This is a genomic window from Streptomyces sp. NPDC047880 (genome assembly GCF_040706515.1).
Taxonomy (GTDB): Bacteria; Actinomycetota; Actinomycetes; order Streptomycetales; family Streptomycetaceae; genus Streptomyces.
This window is the reverse complement of record NZ_JBEZOK010000007.1, coordinates 204283-222023: the sequence shown is the minus strand read 5'-3', so window position 1 is coordinate 222023 and position 17741 is coordinate 204283. Positions and strand designations below refer to the sequence as shown.

The 17741-nt window shown below is 69.4% G+C and carries 14 protein-coding genes and 8 pseudogenes; 10 read left to right on the top strand and 12 right to left on the bottom strand.

Annotated elements, in window-relative coordinates; translation table 11 throughout:
* Positions 1-44: 44 nt before the first annotated feature.
* From AB0937_RS14110 to AB0937_RS14100, 3 genes are read right to left on the bottom strand one after another with little or no spacing between them, the layout of a single operon-like run.
* The gene (locus tag AB0937_RS14110) at positions 45-317 is read right to left on the bottom strand and encodes a hypothetical protein (RefSeq protein ID WP_366711739.1); all 273 of its coding nucleotides are present in this window, start codon (positions 315-317) and stop codon (positions 45-47) included.
* On the bottom strand, positions 314-862 hold the full coding sequence (locus AB0937_RS14105; RefSeq protein WP_366711867.1) for a SigE family RNA polymerase sigma factor: 549 nt from the start codon (positions 860-862) through the stop codon (positions 314-316). Before AB0937_RS14105 ends, AB0937_RS14110 begins: the two co-directional genes overlap by 4 nt.
* Positions 863-876: 14 nt before the next feature.
* Complete coding sequence (locus AB0937_RS14100; protein ID WP_366711737.1) at positions 877-2418, bottom strand: sodium:solute symporter; 1542 nt, start codon at positions 2416-2418, stop codon at positions 877-879.
* Between the two features lie 225 nt (positions 2419-2643).
* On the opposite strand from AB0937_RS14100, the gene AB0937_RS14095 reads away from it, so the two are divergent.
* Both AB0937_RS14095 and AB0937_RS14090 read left to right on the top strand, forming a co-directional pair.
* The gene (locus AB0937_RS14095) at positions 2644-4809 is read left to right on the top strand and encodes a carbon starvation CstA family protein (protein WP_366711735.1); all 2166 of its coding nucleotides are present in this window, start codon (positions 2644-2646) and stop codon (positions 4807-4809) included.
* Positions 4806-4991: a YbdD/YjiX family protein gene (locus tag AB0937_RS14090; protein ID WP_366711733.1), complete on the top strand. Its 186-nt coding sequence runs from the start codon at positions 4806-4808 to the stop codon at positions 4989-4991. The genes AB0937_RS14095 and AB0937_RS14090 overlap by 4 nt, the downstream gene beginning before the upstream one ends.
* Positions 4992-5001: 10 nt before the next feature.
* On the opposite strand, the gene AB0937_RS14085 is transcribed toward AB0937_RS14090, so the two are convergent.
* From AB0937_RS14085 to AB0937_RS14075, 3 genes and pseudogenes are all read right to left on the bottom strand, one after another.
* Positions 5002-5604, bottom strand: a complete 603-nt coding sequence (locus tag AB0937_RS14085) for an acetoacetate decarboxylase family protein (RefSeq protein WP_366711731.1) — start codon at positions 5602-5604, stop codon at positions 5002-5004.
* Positions 5605-5763: 159 nt separating this feature from the next.
* Positions 5764-6065: pseudogene (locus tag AB0937_RS14080) on the bottom strand (ABC transporter ATP-binding protein); the annotation flags it as partial.
* 93 nt (positions 6066-6158) lie between these two features.
* Positions 6159-6527, bottom strand: a complete 369-nt coding sequence (locus AB0937_RS14075) for a hypothetical protein (RefSeq protein WP_366711729.1) — start codon at positions 6525-6527, stop codon at positions 6159-6161.
* Between the two features lie 100 nt (positions 6528-6627).
* On the opposite strand from AB0937_RS14075, the gene sigJ reads away from it, so the two are divergent.
* Positions 6628-7545 (top strand): RNA polymerase sigma factor SigJ, encoded by a 918-nt coding sequence (sigJ, locus tag AB0937_RS14070; protein ID WP_366711727.1) that lies wholly within the window; start codon positions 6628-6630, stop codon positions 7543-7545.
* Between the two features lie 56 nt (positions 7546-7601).
* On the opposite strand, the pseudogene AB0937_RS14065 reads toward sigJ, so the two are convergent.
* Both AB0937_RS14065 and AB0937_RS14060 read right to left on the bottom strand, forming a co-directional pair.
* A pseudogene (locus AB0937_RS14065) lies at positions 7602-7700 on the bottom strand (IS5/IS1182 family transposase); the annotation flags it as partial.
* Positions 7701-7868: 168 nt separating this feature from the next.
* Positions 7869-8881, bottom strand: a pseudogene (locus AB0937_RS14060) (xylosidase); the annotation flags it as partial.
* Positions 8882-9007: 126 nt separating this feature from the next.
* On the opposite strand from AB0937_RS14060, the pseudogene AB0937_RS14055 reads away from it, so the two are divergent.
* Positions 9008-9781: pseudogene (locus AB0937_RS14055) on the top strand (IS701 family transposase); the annotation flags it as partial.
* A gap of 216 nt (positions 9782-9997) precedes the next feature.
* On the opposite strand, the pseudogene AB0937_RS14050 reads toward AB0937_RS14055, so the two are convergent.
* The 3 genes and pseudogenes from AB0937_RS14050 to AB0937_RS14040 all read right to left on the bottom strand — a co-directional run.
* Positions 9998-10303, bottom strand: a pseudogene (locus AB0937_RS14050) (transposase family protein); the annotation flags it as partial.
* A 1441-nt stretch (positions 10304-11744) separates the two neighbouring features.
* On the bottom strand, positions 11745-12239 hold the full coding sequence (locus tag AB0937_RS14045; protein ID WP_366711726.1) for a lactococcin 972 family bacteriocin: 495 nt from the start codon (positions 12237-12239) through the stop codon (positions 11745-11747).
* A gap of 457 nt (positions 12240-12696) precedes the next feature.
* A pseudogene (locus AB0937_RS14040) lies at positions 12697-13988 on the bottom strand (IS256 family transposase).
* A gap of 43 nt (positions 13989-14031) precedes the next feature.
* Here AB0937_RS14040 and AB0937_RS14035 point away from each other — a divergent pair.
* Together AB0937_RS14035 and AB0937_RS14030 are read left to right on the top strand one after the other, a co-directional pair.
* Positions 14032-14898, top strand: a pseudogene (locus tag AB0937_RS14035) (ATP-binding SpoIIE family protein phosphatase); the annotation flags it as partial.
* Positions 14895-15056 (top strand): hypothetical protein, encoded by a 162-nt coding sequence (locus tag AB0937_RS14030; protein ID WP_366711879.1) that lies wholly within the window; start codon positions 14895-14897, stop codon positions 15054-15056. The pseudogene AB0937_RS14035 and the gene AB0937_RS14030, both read left to right, overlap by 4 nt.
* A 28-nt stretch (positions 15057-15084) precedes the next feature.
* On the opposite strand, the pseudogene AB0937_RS14025 reads toward AB0937_RS14030, so the two are convergent.
* Positions 15085-15222, bottom strand: a pseudogene (locus tag AB0937_RS14025) (LacI family transcriptional regulator); the annotation flags it as partial.
* A 195-nt stretch (positions 15223-15417) separates the two neighbouring features.
* Between AB0937_RS14025 and AB0937_RS14020 the strand changes: the two are divergent.
* From AB0937_RS14020 to AB0937_RS14005, 4 genes are read left to right on the top strand one after another with little or no spacing between them, the layout of a single operon-like run.
* The gene (locus AB0937_RS14020; RefSeq protein WP_366711725.1) at positions 15418-15888 is read left to right on the top strand and encodes a hypothetical protein; all 471 of its coding nucleotides are present in this window, start codon (positions 15418-15420) and stop codon (positions 15886-15888) included.
* Positions 15885-16733 carry a hypothetical protein gene (locus AB0937_RS14015; protein ID WP_366711724.1) on the top strand — a complete coding sequence of 283 codons (849 nt, stop codon included), beginning with the start codon at positions 15885-15887 and terminating at the stop codon, positions 16731-16733. The genes AB0937_RS14020 and AB0937_RS14015 overlap by 4 nt, the downstream gene beginning before the upstream one ends.
* A 38-nt stretch (positions 16734-16771) precedes the next feature.
* On the top strand, positions 16772-17293 hold the full coding sequence (locus AB0937_RS14010) for a roadblock/LC7 domain-containing protein (RefSeq protein WP_366711722.1): 522 nt from the start codon (positions 16772-16774) through the stop codon (positions 17291-17293).
* 59 nt (positions 17294-17352) lie between these two features.
* On the top strand, positions 17353-17727 hold the full coding sequence (locus tag AB0937_RS14005) for a hypothetical protein (protein ID WP_366711720.1): 375 nt from the start codon (positions 17353-17355) through the stop codon (positions 17725-17727).
* The last annotated feature ends 14 nt before the right edge of the window (positions 17728-17741 follow it).

The window sequence follows — 17741 nt, the reverse complement described above, 5'->3', positions numbered from 1 at the left end:
GTCCCACCGTCCGGGTGCGGCAGGGCCGTCGCCGACCTGCCCGCCTACCCGGTGCCGCCCTGGGTGTCCGGAAGGCCCGAGAAGATCACTCCCGGATGGGACGGCGCCTCGTTCAGCACCCACAGGCCGATCAGTGTGGCCAACGCGAACACGACGGCCACGAGCACGGCGAGGACCAGCCGGCGGCGGCGCTCGCGGCGCAGCCACTCACCCCGTGCCGTGCGATAGGCGTCCGGCGCGGCGCGCACCCCGCCGGCGAGAGCGGCCAGGGCCTCGGTCAGCTCCCGCTCCGTGCGGTCCGGGTCGGTGTGGTTCATCGCCGGGCCTCCATCGCCTGGGTCAGTGCGGCGAGGCCGCGCGCGGTGTGCGTCTTCACCGAACCGGGGGAGATGCCCATCGCGGCGGCGATCTCGCCCTCCTTCAGCCCGAGCCAGTGCCGCAGCACGAGTGCCTCGCGCTGCCGGGCCGGCAGCTGTTGCAGCGCGTCGATCAGGACACGCTGGTCGTCACGGAGCAGCGCCGCGCTCTCGGCGGAGACGACGGTCTCCTCGGGCGGGTTCTCCGTGTGCTTGCGGGCGACCTGGAGGTGCCGGATGCGCATCCGCGTCAGATTGCACACCGTGGAGCGCAGATACGCCTCCGCCGCCTCGGTGTCCCGCAGGCGCCGCCACTTCCGGTAGATCTGGTAGTACGCCTCGGCCACCACGTTCTCCGGGTCGTCCGCGCCCAGCAGCACGGCCAGACGCAGCATCGAGGCGTAGTGCAGCTCGAAGAGCCCGGCGAGTCCGGCCTCGCGCTCCACCTCCGCCGGGTCGGCCGGCGCCGGCGCCAGTGCCTCGACGCCCTGGTCCGGCACCGGTATCGGGTGTCTGTGTCTCACTGCTGGTTCGCTCCCGTCTCCGGACGCCGCCCGACGGTCAGGCGGGACGGCAGGTCGGTCAGATCGGCGCCGCGCGGGACGCCGAGACGTTCGAGTACGGCGGTGCCCGCCACCGCGACGATCAGGTTGAGCACGAGCGCGGCGAGGCCGGCGTAGATCTCCGGCGGCCCCGAGCCGAGGCCCACGATGGAGGAGAATCCCTCGTGGACGACCAGGAACGTCCCGGCCGCCATGCCCACGCCCCACCCGGCGAGCAGCGCCCGGGGATGCAGCCGTCCGGTGTACAGGCCGACGGCCACGGCCGGGAAGATCTGCAGGATCCAGACCCCTCCGAGCAGCTGGAGGTTGATCGCGTCCTGGTCGCGCAGCCCGATCACGAAGGCGACGGCCCCGGCCTTCGCGATCAGCGAGACGGCCTTGGCGATGCGGACCTGCCGTTTGGGGGTGGCCGTGGGATGCACGTACTCGACGTACACGTTGCGGACGAAGCTGGTGGCGGCCGCGATCGACATCACCGCCGCCGGGACCAGCGCCCCGACGGTGATCGCGCCGAACACCAGCCCGGCCAGCGGCCCCGGCATCAGCCGGTCGACCAGCATGGGTACGGCCGCCTCGGCTCCGCCGTCCGGGGCCCGCACCCCGGCCGCGAGCGCCGCGAAACCCAGGACGCCGAAGAGCGCGAGCAGTGCCGTCCAGGCGGGCAGGGCCACCGAGACCTTGCGCAGGGTGCGCGGCCCGTCGGCGGCGAAGCCCGCCGTCAGCACGTGCGGGTACATCAGCAGGGCCAGCGCGGAACCGAGCGCGAGGGTGGCGTAGGCGGGCTGCTGGGCCGGGGTCAGGACCAGTGCCCGGTCGCCGAGCCGCCCGGCCGCTCCCTCGAAGACGGCACCCGGCCCGCCCAGCCGCTCCAGGACCAGCCAGGTCACCGCCGTGAGCGACACGAACACGGCCACCGCCTTGAGCGCCGAGATGACGGTGGGCGCGCGCAGCCCGTGCCGGTACGTGGCCACGGCGAGTCCCGCGAACAGCGCCACCATCACCAGGTCACCGGCCGCCCCGCGCGGATACACCCCGCCGGCCGTCAGCACGGCCCGGATGCCGAGCAGTTGCAGCGCCAGGTAGGGCATGGTGGCGAGGATCCCGGTCAGCGCCACGACCAGCGCGAGGGGCGCGGACCCGTACCGCCCGCGGACGAAGTCGGCGACGGTGACGTAGCCGTGCGCCCGGGCCACGGTCCACAGACGGCCGAGCAGCACGAAGGCGAGCGGACAGACGATCACCGTGTACGGCACGGCGAAGAAGGCCGCAGCCCCGTTGCCGTACGCCAGGCCCGGTACGGCGGCGAAGGTGTACGCGGTGAAGATCGTGCCGCCCAGCAGGAACCAGGTCCACACCGGTCCCAGGCTGCGGTCCGCCAGTGCCCAGCCCTCCAGGGACGGCAGCCGGTCGCTGGGACGCAGGCGCCGCGCGGTGACGGCGAGCAGCGACGCTCCGCCGATCACGGCGAGGAACGTCGCGGTCATGGTGCCGTCGGCCATGGGTCACCGTCCTTGGTGTGCCTGATTCCTCACGGGGGAGTTGCGCGGCGACCCCGATCGGAGGACACGAAACCGGCGGGAAATGTTCTGGACTTTCGCTGTCAACCGGTTCCGGCGGGTGGGCAACTCTTGCACAGACCGACAGCGGACGGGAGAGCCGCCGTCGCTGATCTCCGGGCGCCCCGTGACACGAGGTGCCCAGCACCGCCCCGGTGAGGAGCCGCCATGCCTGTGTCCACCCTGCCCGAAACCGACCTGCCAGCGCCCGGAAAGTCACGTATGCCGCTCCGGTCCGTCCTCCTGTGGACCGGTGTGGCCGTGCTCGGCGCCGTCGCCTGGGGCGTCCTCGCGCTGGCCCGGGGCGAGAAGATCTCCGCGGTCTGGCTCGTCGTCGCCGCGCTCGGTTCGTACGCCATCGCCTACCGCTTCTACTCCCGCTTCATCGCCCGCCGCGTCCTGGCGCCCGACGACCGCAGGGCCACTCCCGCCGAACGCCTGGAGGACGGCGTCGACTTCCAGCCGACCGACCGCAGGGTGCTGCTCGGTCACCACTTCGCCGCGATCGCCGGCGCCGGGCCGCTGGTCGGGCCGGTCCTCGCGGCGCAGATGGGCTATCTGCCGGGCACGCTGTGGATCGTCGCCGGAGTGATCTTCGCCGGGGCGGTCCAGGACATGGTGGTGCTGTTCCTGTCGATGCGCCGGGACGGCAGGTCGCTCGGGCAGCTGGCCCGCGAGGAGATCGGCCGGGCGGGTGGAGTCGCCGCCCTGGTCGCGGTCTTCGCCATCATGATCATCCTGCTCGGGGTGCTCGCCCTGGTGGTCGTGAACGCCCTGGCCCACTCCCCGTGGGGCACGTTCTCCGTCGCGATGACGATCCCCATCGCGCTGTTCATGGGCTTCTGGATGCATCGCGTCCGCCCCGGCCGGGTCGTCGAGACCAGCCTCATCGGCGTCGCCCTGCTCCTCCTCGCCATCGTCGGCGGCGGCTGGGTGCAGAACTCCTCCCTGGCCGACACGTTCACCCTCAGCCCCACCACCCTCGTCTTCTGCCTGGTCGGCTACGGCTTCGTCGCCTCCGTGCTGCCGGTGTGGATGCTGCTGGCGCCGCGCGACTACCTCTCCACCTTCATGAAGATCGGCACCATCGCGCTGCTCGCGGTCGGCGTGATCGTGGCCGCGCCCGTGCTCAGGGCGGACGCGGTGACCGACTTCGCGGCCTCGGGAGCGGGCCCCGTCTTCGCCGGGTCGCTGTTCCCCTTCCTCTTCATCACGATCGCCTGTGGCGCGCTGTCCGGCTTCCACGCCCTGGTCTCCTCGGGCACGACCCCGAAGCTGATCCAGAAGGAATCGCAGGTCCGGCTGATCGGCTACGGCGCGATGCTGATGGAGTCGTTCGTCGCGATCATGGCGCTGATCGCCGCGGCGACGCTGGAGCCGGGCCTGTACTACGCCATGAACGCCCCGGCGGGCCTGCTCGGCACGACGGCCGAGTCCGCCTCCCACGCGGTCGCCGGCCTCGGCTTCACCATCACACCGGATCAGCTCACCCAGGCCGCGAAGGCGGTCGAGGAACAGACCCTGATCGCCCGCTCCGGCGGTGCGCCCACCCTGGCCGTGGGTATGTCGGAGATCTTCTCCGGGGTCTTCGGCGGCACGGCGATGAAGGCCTTCTGGTACCACTTCGCCATCATGTTCGAGGCGCTGTTCATCCTGACCACCGTGGACGCCGGCACCCGCGTCGGGCGCTTCATGCTCCAGGACATGCTCGGCAACGTCTTCAAGCCGCTCGGCCGGGTCAACTGGAAGCCCGGCATCTGGCTGTGCAGCGGCCTGGTCGTCGCCGCCTGGGGTTACTTCCTCCACACCGGCGCCACCGACCCCCTGGGCGGAATCAACCAGCTCTTCCCTCTCTTCGGTATCGCCAACCAGCTCCTCGCCGCCATCGCCCTCGCCGTCTGCACCACGATCCTGGTCAAGTCCGGCCGTCTGCGCTGGGCCTGGGTCACCGGTGTCCCGCTCGTCTGGGTCACCGCGATCACCTTCACCGCCGGCTGGCAGAAGATCTTCTCCGCCGACCCGAAGATCGGCTTCTTCGCCCAACGGGCCCACTACGCCGAAGCCCTGGACGCCGGTCAGGTCCTCGCCCCCGCCAAGACGACCGCCGACATGCACACCGTGATCACCAACTCCACCGTGGACGGCGTCCTCATCGCCCTCTTCCTGCTCCTGGTCGCGGTGGTGATCGGCAACGCGGCGGTGGTCTGCGTACGCGCGATACGGTCCACGACACCGCTGCCGACCACCGAGGCGCCGTACGTCGAGTCCCGCATCGACCCGTCGGGCAGCCCCATCGAGCCCTTGGCCGGAGCCGGAGCCGGAGCCCGCTCGTGATCCGGCGCTGGGTACGGGCCGTGCGCTGGTATCTGCGCGAGCTGACCGGCGAGGCCGAGTACGACCGTCACTGCGAGCGGCACCGGCACCACCATCCGCTCGCCCCGGTCCCGACCCGCCGCGAATACCAGGTGCTGCGCCTGAGGCAGCAGGAGACCCGCACCCACAGCCGCTGCTGCTGAGCGGTGCGCGTCATGCATGGCCGGTATCGGCCGGGCCGCCCACGACGCCGCGGAAGTCACGCAGCGCGAGGGAGAGGAACGGCCGGTGCCGGCCGAGGACGGACAGGGAAGACGCGGGGCCGGTCGTGACGCGGCCACGGCCCAGGGCCGGTCGTCCCGTGATCCGCATGCGGACACGGCACTGAGAACCGCCGGACAACTGCTGGACCAGGTGGGCGCGGGCGGGCAGCCGGAGGGGCAGCCGCAGCACGTCGCGGTACGTGAGGCGGACCGCCGGAATCCCGGGAGCGGTCAGCTCGCCCCGGGCGCCCCGGCCGTCCGTCCGGACCGTGATCGTGCCCGGCTCTTTCGGAATGCCCCACAGGGCGCGTCCCCCGGCGAGGGACCGTTCGTCGTCGACCCATGCGGACACGGCGCAGGCGGTGAGGCGGTGGCCCTGACGCACGGCCAGGGCGATGAGGAACTCACGGTAGGCGAGGACGCCGCCGGGCCGGTAGTCGACCCAGAACGTGACCAGGGTGGCACGGCGCCGCACGACCCACGGGCGGACCCCGGGCGGCAGCTGCCAGGACGGCAGATCGCCCACGGGGACGCGCCACACCGAGACGATCATGTCACCGGTGAGGTGCCACGGAGAAGGCGGAAAGGGGAGGTCTGCTCGTTCCACGGTGTGCTGACCGGCTTCCTCGGCTCGGACTCGTAGGGCCGATTGTTCCACTGGGAGGGCGGGGGCGGGCTCGCGGCGCGGAGACACGGGCCCACCCCGGTGGCATCAGCGGTCGTTGGCCAGAGCGACGAGCTCGGCGAACAGGCCGCCGGCGTCGACGAGCTCCTCATACGTCCCCTGCTCGCTCACCCGGCCCTGGTCCATGACCAGAACCCGGTCGGCGAGCCGGGTGTTCTCCAGGTGATGGGTGACGGCGATCGTCATGCGTTCGGAGGCGATCCTCTTGATCTCCAGGAAGACGGCATGCTCGCCCCGCGTGTCCATCCGGGAGGTCGGCTCGTCCAGGATCAGCAAGGCGTCCGGCGGTACAGGGCGCGTCCGCACGCCAGACGTTGCCACTGTCCGCCGGGGCCGGGGGGCGGCCGAATCGCGGAGGTAAGAAGCGGCTGGGGCGCATGGGTTTCCGGAGCCGCCGGAGGGGGTGGGCCTTGTACTGGACCTCACCGCCGGGCCAGTGCCAGCACGCTCAGACCGAACATCAGTACCCCCAGGGGGAGATGGAGCGACGGGACGTGCGCGATGCCGAGCACGACCTGGAGCGAGGCGAGTGCGAGGAAACCCGACGCGTGCCAGATCGGGCGGGGCGAGCCGCCGCCCGGCTTCCACGCCAGCACCGCCGCGAGCACGTACAGCATCGACGCCCCGTACATCACCCGCGCCCCGGCACTGTGCAGCGTCTCCCCGTAGGACGAGGACAGCAGCAATCCGGCGGAGACCGCCTGGAGGAAGATGGTCAGGGTCTGCAGGGCGATCGCGATCTGCAGGAACGTGGCGCCACGCCGTGCCGTCGCCGTCACCTGAGTAGCCATGTCACAGTCCTCTCTTCCGCCCCGGGGCGAGAGATCGATAAGGTCTCACCAGCCCGACGACGCGGGGCTGCGAAAGGTAAGGCGAGGGGGACGCCACACCATGGGGACGGTCGGCACGAGCACGGACGGCATAGCCGGAGAGCAACGCCAACTGATCAATGTCGCCTACCGGTTGCTAGGTTCGGTCAGCGAAGCCGAGGACGCCGTGCAGGACGCCTACGCACGCTGGTACGCGCTGCCGCGATGCCGACGGGAGGAGATTCTGTCCCCCGGCGCCTGGCTGACGACGGTGACCAGCCGCATCTGCCTGGACGTGCTCGGATCGGCCCGGGCCCGCCGGGAACGCTATGTCGGCGCGTGGCTGCCCGAGCCGCTGCCCGACCGCGCCGAGTGGGGCCCCGCGGACGGCTCCGGCGCCACCGGTCCCGCGGACCCCGCCGACCAGATCGTCCTGGACGAGTCGGTCTCCGTGGCCTTCCTCGTCGTCCTGGAGTCGATGACGCCCGCCGAGCGGGTGGCGTTCGTCCTGCACGACGTCTTCCGGTACCCGTTCGCCGAGATCGCCGACGTCCTCGGCCGAACTCCCGCGGCCTGCAAACAGCTTGCGGCCTCCGCCCGGCGGCGGGTGAGCGTCGCCCGCTCCCAGCGGACCGCGCCCGGACGGGCCGACGTGGTGAGGCACGTCAAGGAGGCGTGGGAGAGCAAGGACATCGCCGCCCTCGTCCGCATCCTCGACCCGGCCGCCGTGATGACCGCCGACGGCGGCGGCAAGGCCGGTGCGGCCCTGCGCCCCGTCGAGGGCGGCGCGCGCATCGCCCAGTACATGGTCGCCATCGCCGACAAGGCGCCGGGGCTCGAACTCCTGGAACGGTCGGTCAACGGTGCGCCGGGCTTGGTGGCCCAGCACGCCGGTGTCGTCATGACGGTGGCCTCGTTCGACATCTCCGACGGCCGCGTCACCCGTATCTGGGCGGTCCGCAACCCGGAGAAGCTACGTCCGTGGGGGCGGGAGGCCTAGGGTCCGTCGTTCGGATCACGCCGCACAGGCGAGGGCACCGGGCAGCACCGTCACTTCTGTGGGACGACCGCACGGATGCCCCGGCGCCGCAGGCGGGCGCGGATGGCGCGTGAGGAGTACGCGCGGTCGGCCAGAACGGCCAGCGGCCGGGTCCGTGAGAACCGGTCAGCGGAGGCGTACCGCCGGTGAACCGAGCCGCACCAGGGGCGTCCCCCGAGCCCTGACCGTCTGCAAGAGCGACCACGGTACGAGCCGGTAGCCGCTATGCGAGGTCCGAGCCAAGAGCGGCCTTCGGCTTCGTCCGGTTCGCCGGTGGGGGGCGCTCAGGGGGTGGACAGTTCGAACCGGGTCACGCGGACCGAGCCGCCCAGCGCCTGCGTGGCGTGGTTGAAGTGGGCGAACCGGTAACCCATGAAGAACCGCCAGTCGTTGCCCAGGGCGAAGGCAGGGCCGAGGCGGGTGAAGGTGACGCCGTCGGCGCTGTAGGAGAAGGTGCCGGGCCGGGACGCTCCGGGACGGATGTCGGCGCTCGCCCGCAGCCAGAGGCGACCGCCCGGCACGCTCGCGCTCGCCCGCTCGATCCCGGTGCCGGTGGTGTTCCCATTGCCGTCCATGGTCAGCCCGTCGACCATGACCACCCGCGTCGCACCGCCGTCCCGCTTCAGGCCGATCCAGGCGGAGGAGTCTCGCAGCAGCGCGAGTCCGGCCCGGTCGCCGTCCCGCATCGCGGAGTGGTCGAGCTGGACCGTCGCCGTGGAGGTGGGTCCCTGGATGCGGTGGGTGAGGGTGTTGCGCGCCCAGTACAGGTCGTCGGTGACCGTGGCGGTGCGCAGGGTCAGACCGTTGTTCACCGACCACGTGCCGTTGTCCGGGTTGTGGTTCCACTCCCACCTGGGCTTGAGGACCGTTCCGTCGAAGGTGTCGGCACCGGTCAGGGGAGTGACCTGCCGGGGTGGCGGCGGGCCGACCGGACCGGGATACGACCTGCCCCACGCGCCGTTCACGAGCTGGACGACCGGCCAGCCGTCCGAGGTCCAGGTGACGGGCGCCAGGGCGGGTGCACACGGCCGCCGGGATAGGCGTCGACGAAAGCCATGTAGTACCAGGCACCGCTCTGGGTCCGCACCAGCCCGCCCTGGTGCGGAACGCCTCCGCCGGAGATCGGCCCCGGCAGGTCGAGCAGGATCTGCCGCAGGGTGTAGGGGCCGAAGGGGCCACTGGTGGACCTCAGGATGTACTGACCGTTGGCCGGACGGGTCAGAAAGATGTAGTAGCTCCCGTTGATCTTGTAGAAGCGGGAGCCCTCCAGAGTGCCGATGCTCGGCGGAGTACTGAACTTCTCTGCACTTCACTCTGCGGCGTGAACAGTGAGGGTGGGCGCGCCTGGACGATCGACTTGTATGTCTCTAGTAGCGCTTCGTTACGTTGAGTGATCTCGGCTGATCGTGGGAAGCTTCCCGGGGTGAGGTTGGGGGAAGTGGAACGGCTCCGGGCCGAGTTGGCGGAGTTCGTTGCCGATGTGTTCGGATCGTTGCCGCGGCGGGATCAGCTCCGGTGGGGCGAGTGCTATGTGCGGGGCCTGATGCTGGACGGCCGGCGCAAGTCGGTCCAGCCGATGGCCGAGCGGCTGCCGGACGGGAACATGCAGGCCCTGCAGCAGTTCGTGAACCAGTCGCCGTGGGATCCGCTGCCGGTCAGGCAGCGGATCGCCGAGCGGCTGTCCGAGGTGATCACTCCTGAGGTGTGGGTGATCGACGATGTGTCGTTCCCCGAGTGCGGCACAGCGTCGGTGGGGGTGGCCCGCTAATACTAGGGAGCGGTCGGCAAACGGGCGAACTGCCAGGTCTCGGTCAGTGTCCATGCCGCCACCGACACCGCCTCGTGCCCGTTGCAGTGGCAGTTGTATCTGCCGCGCGAGTGGACGGACGAGCCGGACCGATGCCGCAGGGCAGGAGTCCCCGACGACGTGGTGCACCAGGAGAAGTGGCGTCTCGCGCTCGGCCTGCTGGACACACTCGCCCAGTGGCAGTTGAAGGCGCCGGTCGTGGTCGCTGACGCCGGCTACGGCGTCGGCACCCCGTTCCGGCTCGGTCTGACGGAGCGAGGGCTGTCCTATGTCCTGGCCCTGAACGGGAAAGAAGTCGCCCACCCGGAGGACGTCGAGCCGCACCAGCCGACTTACGGCGGGCTCGGACCGCCCACCCTTGCCCACTACCGCACCCCACCGCGAGCCGTCTGCGTCCTCGCGGCGGAGACCCTCGGCTGGCGGACACCCGCCGAGCTCTTCGCTAGGCTCGTCGCAACACTTGAGTGATCGCGTGTTGCGACGATCGCCAGAATCCGCCGGTCCGCCGCGGCTTGGTCAATGCAACACCCCTCAGGGTCTGGTGCTGCGACCACCTCTAGAACCCAAGCTGTCGTCCGGGGCCATCGAAAAGTGTCGAAGCCAGGCGAGCGTGCCGTCCAGGAGGACGAAGTCCGGATTCTGCTCGCGTAGGACCTTCAGCAGGCCCGGTGCACGGTCGGCGAGGAGGTCGATGACCGCGCTGGTGTAGGCGTGGGCGGCGGACTCGCTGATCCCGAACCCGGCAGCGACCTTCGCCAGGGTGGTGTGCTCGCGCAGGTACACCAGTGCCACTATCGCGCGCTGGGACGGACGGAGCTTGCAGCGGCGGTCACCCTCACGGGTGACGATGAGCATGGTGACCCACTCCACGAGCGCATGTGGCAGGTCGAGTGCGGCAGGATAGACGACCAACGAGGCCCCTGACCAGCGTGGTTGAGACGTCAGACATCTCGATCAACTGCCCGGGGGCCTCGCTCGTTACGCTTCACGATTGTCACCCGATCAGTGGCCCGCCCGAAGAAGCACAGTGACTCTGGGTGGGTACACGAGCGCCCCCGGCCGGTTGCGGGGCCGGGGGCGGTGCCTGGGGTGACTTCGACGAGAGGGCAGCCGTCCGCTGCTCGGCCAAAGTGCGAGACCTGACGGGGTTTTGCAATCGGCTGCGGGGTTGGTGGGTGGTGAAAGTGAGCGGTGTGTCGCGCGCTCACCACTACTCGTAGTTGTCGTCTCTACCCAGCCATAGACCGGGGTGAGGGGAACACGCGCACGCGTATCTGATCCCCGCATGACGTGGTCACCCGACGGGATGGTGGAGCCCGTCGTAGCAGCCTCGGCGGGGGACTCGGTAACCCCCTGGGGAGCTGGCGGCCCTGGGCCGGCGCCTTCATCACCGTCTGGTGGCGGCTGACCACCCTCCCAGCCATCGCCTGACCGACCGACACTCGCCCCGACGAGAACCGAAGAGGAGAGGACCGCACCACCCCGGGAGACACGGGCGCTCCGCTGGGCCGATCAACGACCGACGGTCCCAGCTGACGAAATCGAGGCTGGACTTCAGAAGGTCACAAGGGCGAAGTGTCCCTTCTGGCGCGGTGCTGATCAGACTCCGCGGAACGAATACGCCGAGAGTGCCACCGACTCCGGATGGCGTGAATTACTAGAGCCAAAGCAACAACGCCCGCGATGAACCGAATAACATTCCAAGTAATTCCAAGGACCGCCCGTTGCCCATCCGCCTCTGCAGCCAGTTGCATGGAGGTCTCGAAAAGCGCTACGAGCGGAACAACCAGTCGGAATGGGAGACCGCCGACACTTGGAATTCGCGCCAGGTTACCCAAGAGCCCGACGGGTGCCCCAAGGGCGAAAGCTGCCATTCCCCATACAAGTATACTGGAGTAATTTACCTCGCCGGTGGCGCCAGATTCCAGTCCGGCCGGGACGGTGGGGCTCAGGTCCTTGAATACATAGTATGTGACCACGCCGATAGCCAACCCCAAAGAGGACAGCAACGCTGACTCAATTTTGGATCGGCCGAAATAGCCCACCAAGAACGCATAACAGACCCACGACCACCCATCAGAAAAAACAACATTCAGGGAGGCACAAACGGGATTGCCCCATTTTTCGGTAAGGGGACCCGCTAGTCCAAGCAGAAAACCGACCCCGGGGGGCACTGCGAGCGGCGCAACACGAGTGCGCGGAAAGTGTGCGATTTCTTCTTCCCTTTTCCGTGATTAACTCAAAAGTAGGAGGTGGCGCCACTCGGATACTGCGCAGCCGACGGAACAGACCCGAGTGGCGCACCAACCTACCCTTTAGCGAAAGGGTGACCGCGTCATGCGGGGATCAGAATCTACTCATCAAGACTGTAGAAGGTTTCACAGGTGTAGGCACCGCCCCCTGTCCGGTTGGCATAGGAGGTTTTGCCAGCGGCCGCGTAAGCGCTCCCCTTCAATGCGCCAATCTTGACCGAGGAATGGTGCATTTTAGTGCCGTGGTAGTAGTTCGAGTAGCAGTACTTACCGTCGGTGGTCAGCTCGTAGCCGTAGCACCAATTTCCGCCACTGGCACCGATGCAGCCCTGCGCCGCAGAAGGAGAATTGTCTATGTTTATCACCATCGCACCCCATTTTGAGGGGTTACCCAGCTCTGCGGGCGGCTTGGTCCCGTCACCACGCTTATGGAAGGTGACCTGGCCGATCTTGGAACCATCCGCGGCGACGACAGTGCCGGTCGCCGTAACGGTGGCGGCCTGAGAGGCGTCTGCGGCCGCCGGTGTAGCTAAGCTAAATGCTGCGAGTGCCACGCTCACAAAGCCGAGAACGATCGATCTGCCGGATATCCTCACGGTATTCCTCCCCTAACTCCCCCAGTGGGAGTTTTCGTAATGATCTTGGGTGAGGGAATGGGTGGCAGTCAATAGCCTCGATAAGGACTGTCCGAAAAAGGACTGTCCGTTAAAGGGCTGTCCGTTAAAGGGCTGTAGTGCAGCATTCGGCAGGATGTGGGTCAGTTCGCCGTCCTTGAACTGGACTTTTGTGGGCCTACGGTACGGGTCAGAGCCTCGCCACCCGTACTGGATTTTCCTGACGTGGTGCTCCCCGTGAGATGGGGTCACGGGAGTCGATGTCGGTGCAGTAGGCGTCGAACACGTCTCCGGCCGTGAGGGGGGTGAGGTCTCCCGCTCGCAGCCGACAGCCGTAGACGCAGTCTGGGGCCCCTGAGCTGCGGTCCTCATGACGAGTGAGCCGGGCAGAGCCGCGAGAGGGTCTGTCAAACGAGCGGTGTAACTGGGGTTGTTGGAGTTACTGACGGGCTGCGGAGAGGCGGCCGTCGAAGGTGATGTCGAAGGCGTTGAGTGCGGTCTTCCAGCGCATGGTCCAGCGGGCCTGTCCCTTGCCGGTGGGGTCGAGGGACATGATCGCCATGTAGACGCATTTCAGGGCGGCCTGCTCGTTGGGGAAGTGTCCGCGGGCCTTGACCGCCCGGCGGATACGGGCATTCACCGACTCGATCGCGTTCGTCGTGCAGACGATGCGGCGGATCTCGGTGTCGAACCGCAGGAATGGGGTGAACTCCTCCCAGGCGTTCTCCCACAGTTTCACGATCGCCGGATACTTTCGGCCCCAGGCATCGGCGAACTCGGCGAACCGGTCCAGGGCGGCCTCTTCGGTGGGAGCGGTGTAGACGGGCTTGAGAAGCTTGGCGATCTTGTCCCAGTCCTGGCGGGCGGCATAGCGGAAGGAGTTCCGCAGCAGATGCACGACACAGGTCTGCACGATCGTCCGGGGCCAGACGGTCTCCACCGCCTCGGGCAGGCCCTTGAGCCCGTCGCAGACCAGCATGAGCACGTCGCTGACGCCGCGGTTCTTGATCTCCGTGAGGATGTGCAGCCAGTGCTTGGCGCCCTCGCCGCCGTCGCCGGCCCATAACCCCAGGACCTCCCGTCGGCCCTCGGCGGTGACGGCCAGGGCGACATAGATGGGCCGGTTGGCGACCGCACCGTCGCGGATCTTCACGTGGATGGCGTCGATGAAGACCACCGGATAGACGGCGTCGAGCGGGCGGCCCTGCCATTCGGCCATGCCCTCGAGCACCTTGTCGGTGATGGTGGAGATGGTCTGGCGGGAGACCTCGGCTCCATAGACCTCGGCCAGGTGGGCCTGAACCTCGCCGGTGGTCAGGCCCTTCGCGGCGAGTGAGATGACCATCTCGTCGACGCCGGTCAGGCGCTTCTGCCGCTTCTTGACGATCTTCGGTTCGAAGGAGCCGTCGCGGTCGCGGGCACGGTTATCTCCACCGGGCCCACGCCGGTCAGCACGGTCTTGGAGCGTTTGCCGTTGCGGGAGTTGCCGCCGTTCTTGCCGGCCGCATCGTGCTTGTCATTGCCGAGGTGGTCGGTGATCTCGCCCTCCAGGGCGGACTCCAGCAGCCGCTTGGTCAGTTGCTGCAGCAGCCCGCCCTCGCCTGTCAGCTGCAGGCCCTCGGCCTGGGCCCGGTGCACCAGCTCGTCGATCAACTGGTCGTCCACGGCCTTCGCCGACACCGCCTCTGCCGACTCGACAGACTTGGGATCGGTCACGTTCTCACTGGTCATCGATGCATCTTCCATGATCGGGAGTTACACCGAACGTCTTACAGTCCCGACCCTGGCAGACGTCGACCTTCCGCCCGACGAGCTGCTCACCCACCTGGACGACCTGGTCGGTCACCTGGCCGCCGGGGCCGACGGCACCGGCGACATCGGGGCCACCTGCCTGTACGCCGTCTACGACCCGGTCTCCCGGAGCTGCTCCCTGGCACGCGCGGGGCATCCCGTCCCGGCGCTCCTCACCCCGGACGGGCGGGTGGAGTTCCTCGACGTCCCCGCGGGACTTCCCCTGGGCCTCGGTGGTCTGCCGTTCGAGGCCGTCGAACGGGAGCTGCCCAAGGGGAGCGTGCTGGCGCTGTACACCGACGGCCTCGTCGAGGCGGGGTCCCGTGACATCGACGAAGGCATGGACACCTTGCTCCGCACGCTGCGAAGCTCCGGCACCTCTCTGGAGGGCACCTGCGACGCGGTGCTGCGGACCATGCTCACGGAGAGGCCGGCCGACGACGTGGCCCTGCTCGTGGCCCGCACCCGTGCCCTGGACACCTTCCACGTGGCGTCCTGGGACGTGCCACCCGATACGGCCGCGGTCTCCGTGGCACGCAAGAACGCCTGCCGGCAACTGGCCGAATGGGGCCTCGACGCGTACGCGTTCGTCACCGAGCTGGTGGTCAGCGAGCTGGTCACCAACGCCATCCGGCACGCCGACCCTCCCATCGAACTGAGGCTGATCTACGACCGTTCCCTCATCTGCGAGGTGTCGGACGGCAGTACCACCGCCCCGCACATGCGGCGGGCCCGCACCTACGACGAGGGCGGCCGCGGCCTGCTCCTCGTGGCCCAGACGTGCCAGAGCTGGGGTGCCCGGCACACGAGCGACGGAAAGGTCATCTGGGCGGAGCAGACGCTGCCATGACGCAGCGACAGGTCACCCGCCTCGACCTTGTAGCCCTCGGCGGCCCGTGCCAGGGGCAGGGTGAGGGCGAACACCTTGCCGGGGTCGCGAGCGGCCGGTACCCCGGCTCGTCGATCGCCCGGCGCACCTTCGCGCGCATCTCGGGACTCGCGCCGTAGGCGTTGCGAGCACCTTGGACACCGTGGTCGTGGACACCTGGGCGTGCCGCGCGACGTCGGCGATCGTGACGCGGCGGGCGGTGCCGGCTGTTCCATCCCGGGCCCTTCGCAGGCGTGGGGAACGTTGCCGGAGAGTGCCCGTACCGGGCCGCGGCCCGCCGCGCATCCGCGGTCCACATCGATGCGGTATCGCACCACAACAGGACCGGTCCTGCTCACTTTGGATCGATCTCATCGCGCCCGTGCCCGCTCCACTGCACATTCATTTGGAAAATGCCAAAGCGCTCACCTGCGCCGAGCACATTCCGTAGTGTCGTGCTCACGTTCGCGGGAACTGCCGTGCAGGGGGAGGGGATTCGGCGTGCCCGGAATCGACGAGAGTCTGCTGGAAGCCATGCGCTTGCCAGGTGCTCGAGGGGCGTCGGTGGTCGACTGGATCAGTGGTCTTGCGCTGGGCGCGGTGGGTGACGCACCCGGTGGTGATGTCGAGGCGACGGCGGCGGAAACCGCCGAACTCGCCCGTCTCGCCACCGAGAGCGGCGCCCTCGCCCTGACCGGCAAGGCCCCGGGCGGACCGTCCGGTGACGACGCGATCGCGCCGTCCGGCCGTGACACCGGTGACCCCGGTGGCGCCGACGGGCCGACCGGCAAGGAGCCCCCCGTAGAGGACCTGATCATCACGAACGCCGACTCGTACCACCTGCTCAGGTTCGTCACGACGACCTTCGACAGCACCGTGTTCGTGCACCTGTGGCTCGACCGCAGCGAGGGGAACCTGGCCCTGGCCCGCATCCGGCTGGCCGAGATGACGGACCGGCTGGTACTCGGATGACCGCACCGACCCGGGCCCTGCGCACGGACGAGCCCGCCTCGGCCCAGCTGGGCACACTGGCCGCACAGGGTGCGACCGGCGCCCTGTCCACCGCGTCGGGAATCGTCTACCTCGCCGCGGGCCGCGTCGTCCACGTCGAATCCGCCGTCACAGCGGACCTCGGCGACCTGCTCACCCACAGCGGTGCGCTCGCCCCGGACGGCTGGTGGGAGGCGATCGACCAGGCCGGACGCCGCTGCCGCGTCGGGCGGCAACTGGTGGACAGCGGGCACCTCGCCGCCGGCGCCCTGGAACTGTGCCACCTGGGCGCCCTCTTCGACGCGGCGTACTTCGTCCTCGCCCACGACGGACCGGTCCTCCGGTTCAGGCCCGGAGCCGCGCACTGGCTAGGTGCGGTCCGTTCCGTCCCGGTGGACACCGTCCTGCGTGAGTCCAGACGCCGCCGCGAACTGCTGCACCGCATATGGCCCGAACCCGCCGTCGACCGTGCGCCCCTCGCCCGCGTGCCCGGCTCGGGCGCAGCCGATCTGCCGGCCCGCCGCGGCCGGACCCTCGCCCAGGTCGACGGCGTCCGCACCGCAGCCCAGATCGCCACGGCCCTGGCCTGCCGCACTTTCCACACCCTCGTCGAACTCCGCCGCCTCGCCGCCGCCGGACTGGTGGCTCCCGTAGCCCCCCGCGTTCCCGTCCCGGCCTCGACCCCTTCCCCAACCCCGGTCGAGGCCCCCGCCTCCGCCCCCGCTCCCGTGTCCGCCGAACCGGGCCCCCCTCCTCGTCCCACCGCACCGGACGAGCCCGAGACCGCACTGCTGCGACGGCTCCTGCACGCCTTGGAGGCACTGTGATCCGCGCGCGAAGACAGCGTGCCGAAAGGAGAATGCTCATGGCCGTCGAGACCGACGTCCTGGACGAACTGCGTCGGCTGCGCACCCGCATACCCCGGCTGACAGGATCCCTGGCGGCCACTGTCGACGGACTCGTCCTCGCCCACGACGTGCCGGACGCCGAACCGGAGGGCCTCGCGGCGCTCACCGCCGCCGCCCTCGGCGTCGCCTACCGCATGACGGACGCGGCCGCCCGCGGCGACTTCCGCGAACTGCTGGTGCGGGGCTCAAGGGGCTACGTCGCGACCTATGCCGCCGGAACGACCGCCGTCCTCACACTCCTCGCCGAGGACCGCGTCAACGTCGGCCGTCTCCACCTCGAAGGCCGGCGCAGCGGCGCCCGGATCGCCGACCTGCTGGCCACGCGGGTCGGCCCCGGCACCGGCCGCCACGCCGACCGGCCGGTGCCCGAGGAGCACCTCGCCACGGTGCCCCCGGCCGCGGACCGTCCCATCGGCACCCTCCCGGTCCGCACACCACAGCGGCCCACGCACCAGCAGCGTCCCCAGACCGGCATCTGAACCCACCCCGAACCTTCCGACCCACCGAAGTAGCAGACCCGAAGAAAGGAACCGAGCGCATGGCCAACACGGAGACCGCGCTGAAGGAATGCCTGAGCTCCATCGACGGAGCGACGGCCGTGGCCCTCGTCGACTACACCAGCGGCATGGCCCTCGGCACCCTCGGCGGTGGCAAGGACTTCAACCTGGAAGTCGCCGCCGCGGGCAACACCGACGTCGTACGGTCCAAGCTGCGCACCATGGAGCACCTGGGACTCAAGGAGGAGATCGAGGACATCCTCATCACCCTGAACACCCAGTACCACCTCATCCGCCTCCTGAAGGGCCGCGGAGGCAGCGGACTCTTCCTCTACCTCGTGCTCGACGGGAGCCGGGCCAACCTCGCGATGGCCCGCCACCAGCTGCGCCGCATCGAAGCCGACATGGAGGTCTGAGCCAGTACACCGGA

Bases quoted from the DNA above. Each gene is read 5' to 3' on its own strand.
- AB0937_RS14110 (WP_366711739.1), bottom strand. From the start codon at position 317: ATGAACCACACCGACCCGGACCGCACGGAGCGGGAGCTGACCGAGGCC.
- AB0937_RS14100 (WP_366711737.1), bottom strand. From the start codon at position 2,418: ATGGCCGACGGCACCATGACCGCGACGTTCCTCGCCGTGATCGGCGGA.
- AB0937_RS14095 (WP_366711735.1), top strand. From the start codon at position 2,644: ATGCCTGTGTCCACCCTGCCCGAAACCGACCTGCCAGCGCCCGGAAAG.
- AB0937_RS14085 (WP_366711731.1), bottom strand. From the start codon at position 5,604: ATGATCGTCTCGGTGTGGCGCGTCCCCGTGGGCGATCTGCCGTCCTGG.
- AB0937_RS14075 (WP_366711729.1), bottom strand. From the start codon at position 6,527: ATGGCTACTCAGGTGACGGCGACGGCACGGCGTGGCGCCACGTTCCTG.
- sigJ (WP_366711727.1), top strand. From the start codon at position 6,628: ATGGGGACGGTCGGCACGAGCACGGACGGCATAGCCGGAGAGCAACGC.
- AB0937_RS14030 (WP_366711879.1), top strand. From the start codon at position 14,895: ATGACGCAGCGACAGGTCACCCGCCTCGACCTTGTAGCCCTCGGCGGC.
- AB0937_RS14015 (WP_366711724.1), top strand. From the start codon at position 15,885: ATGACCGCACCGACCCGGGCCCTGCGCACGGACGAGCCCGCCTCGGCC.
- AB0937_RS14010 (WP_366711722.1), top strand. From the start codon at position 16,772: ATGGCCGTCGAGACCGACGTCCTGGACGAACTGCGTCGGCTGCGCACC.
- AB0937_RS14005 (WP_366711720.1), top strand. From the start codon at position 17,353: ATGGCCAACACGGAGACCGCGCTGAAGGAATGCCTGAGCTCCATCGAC.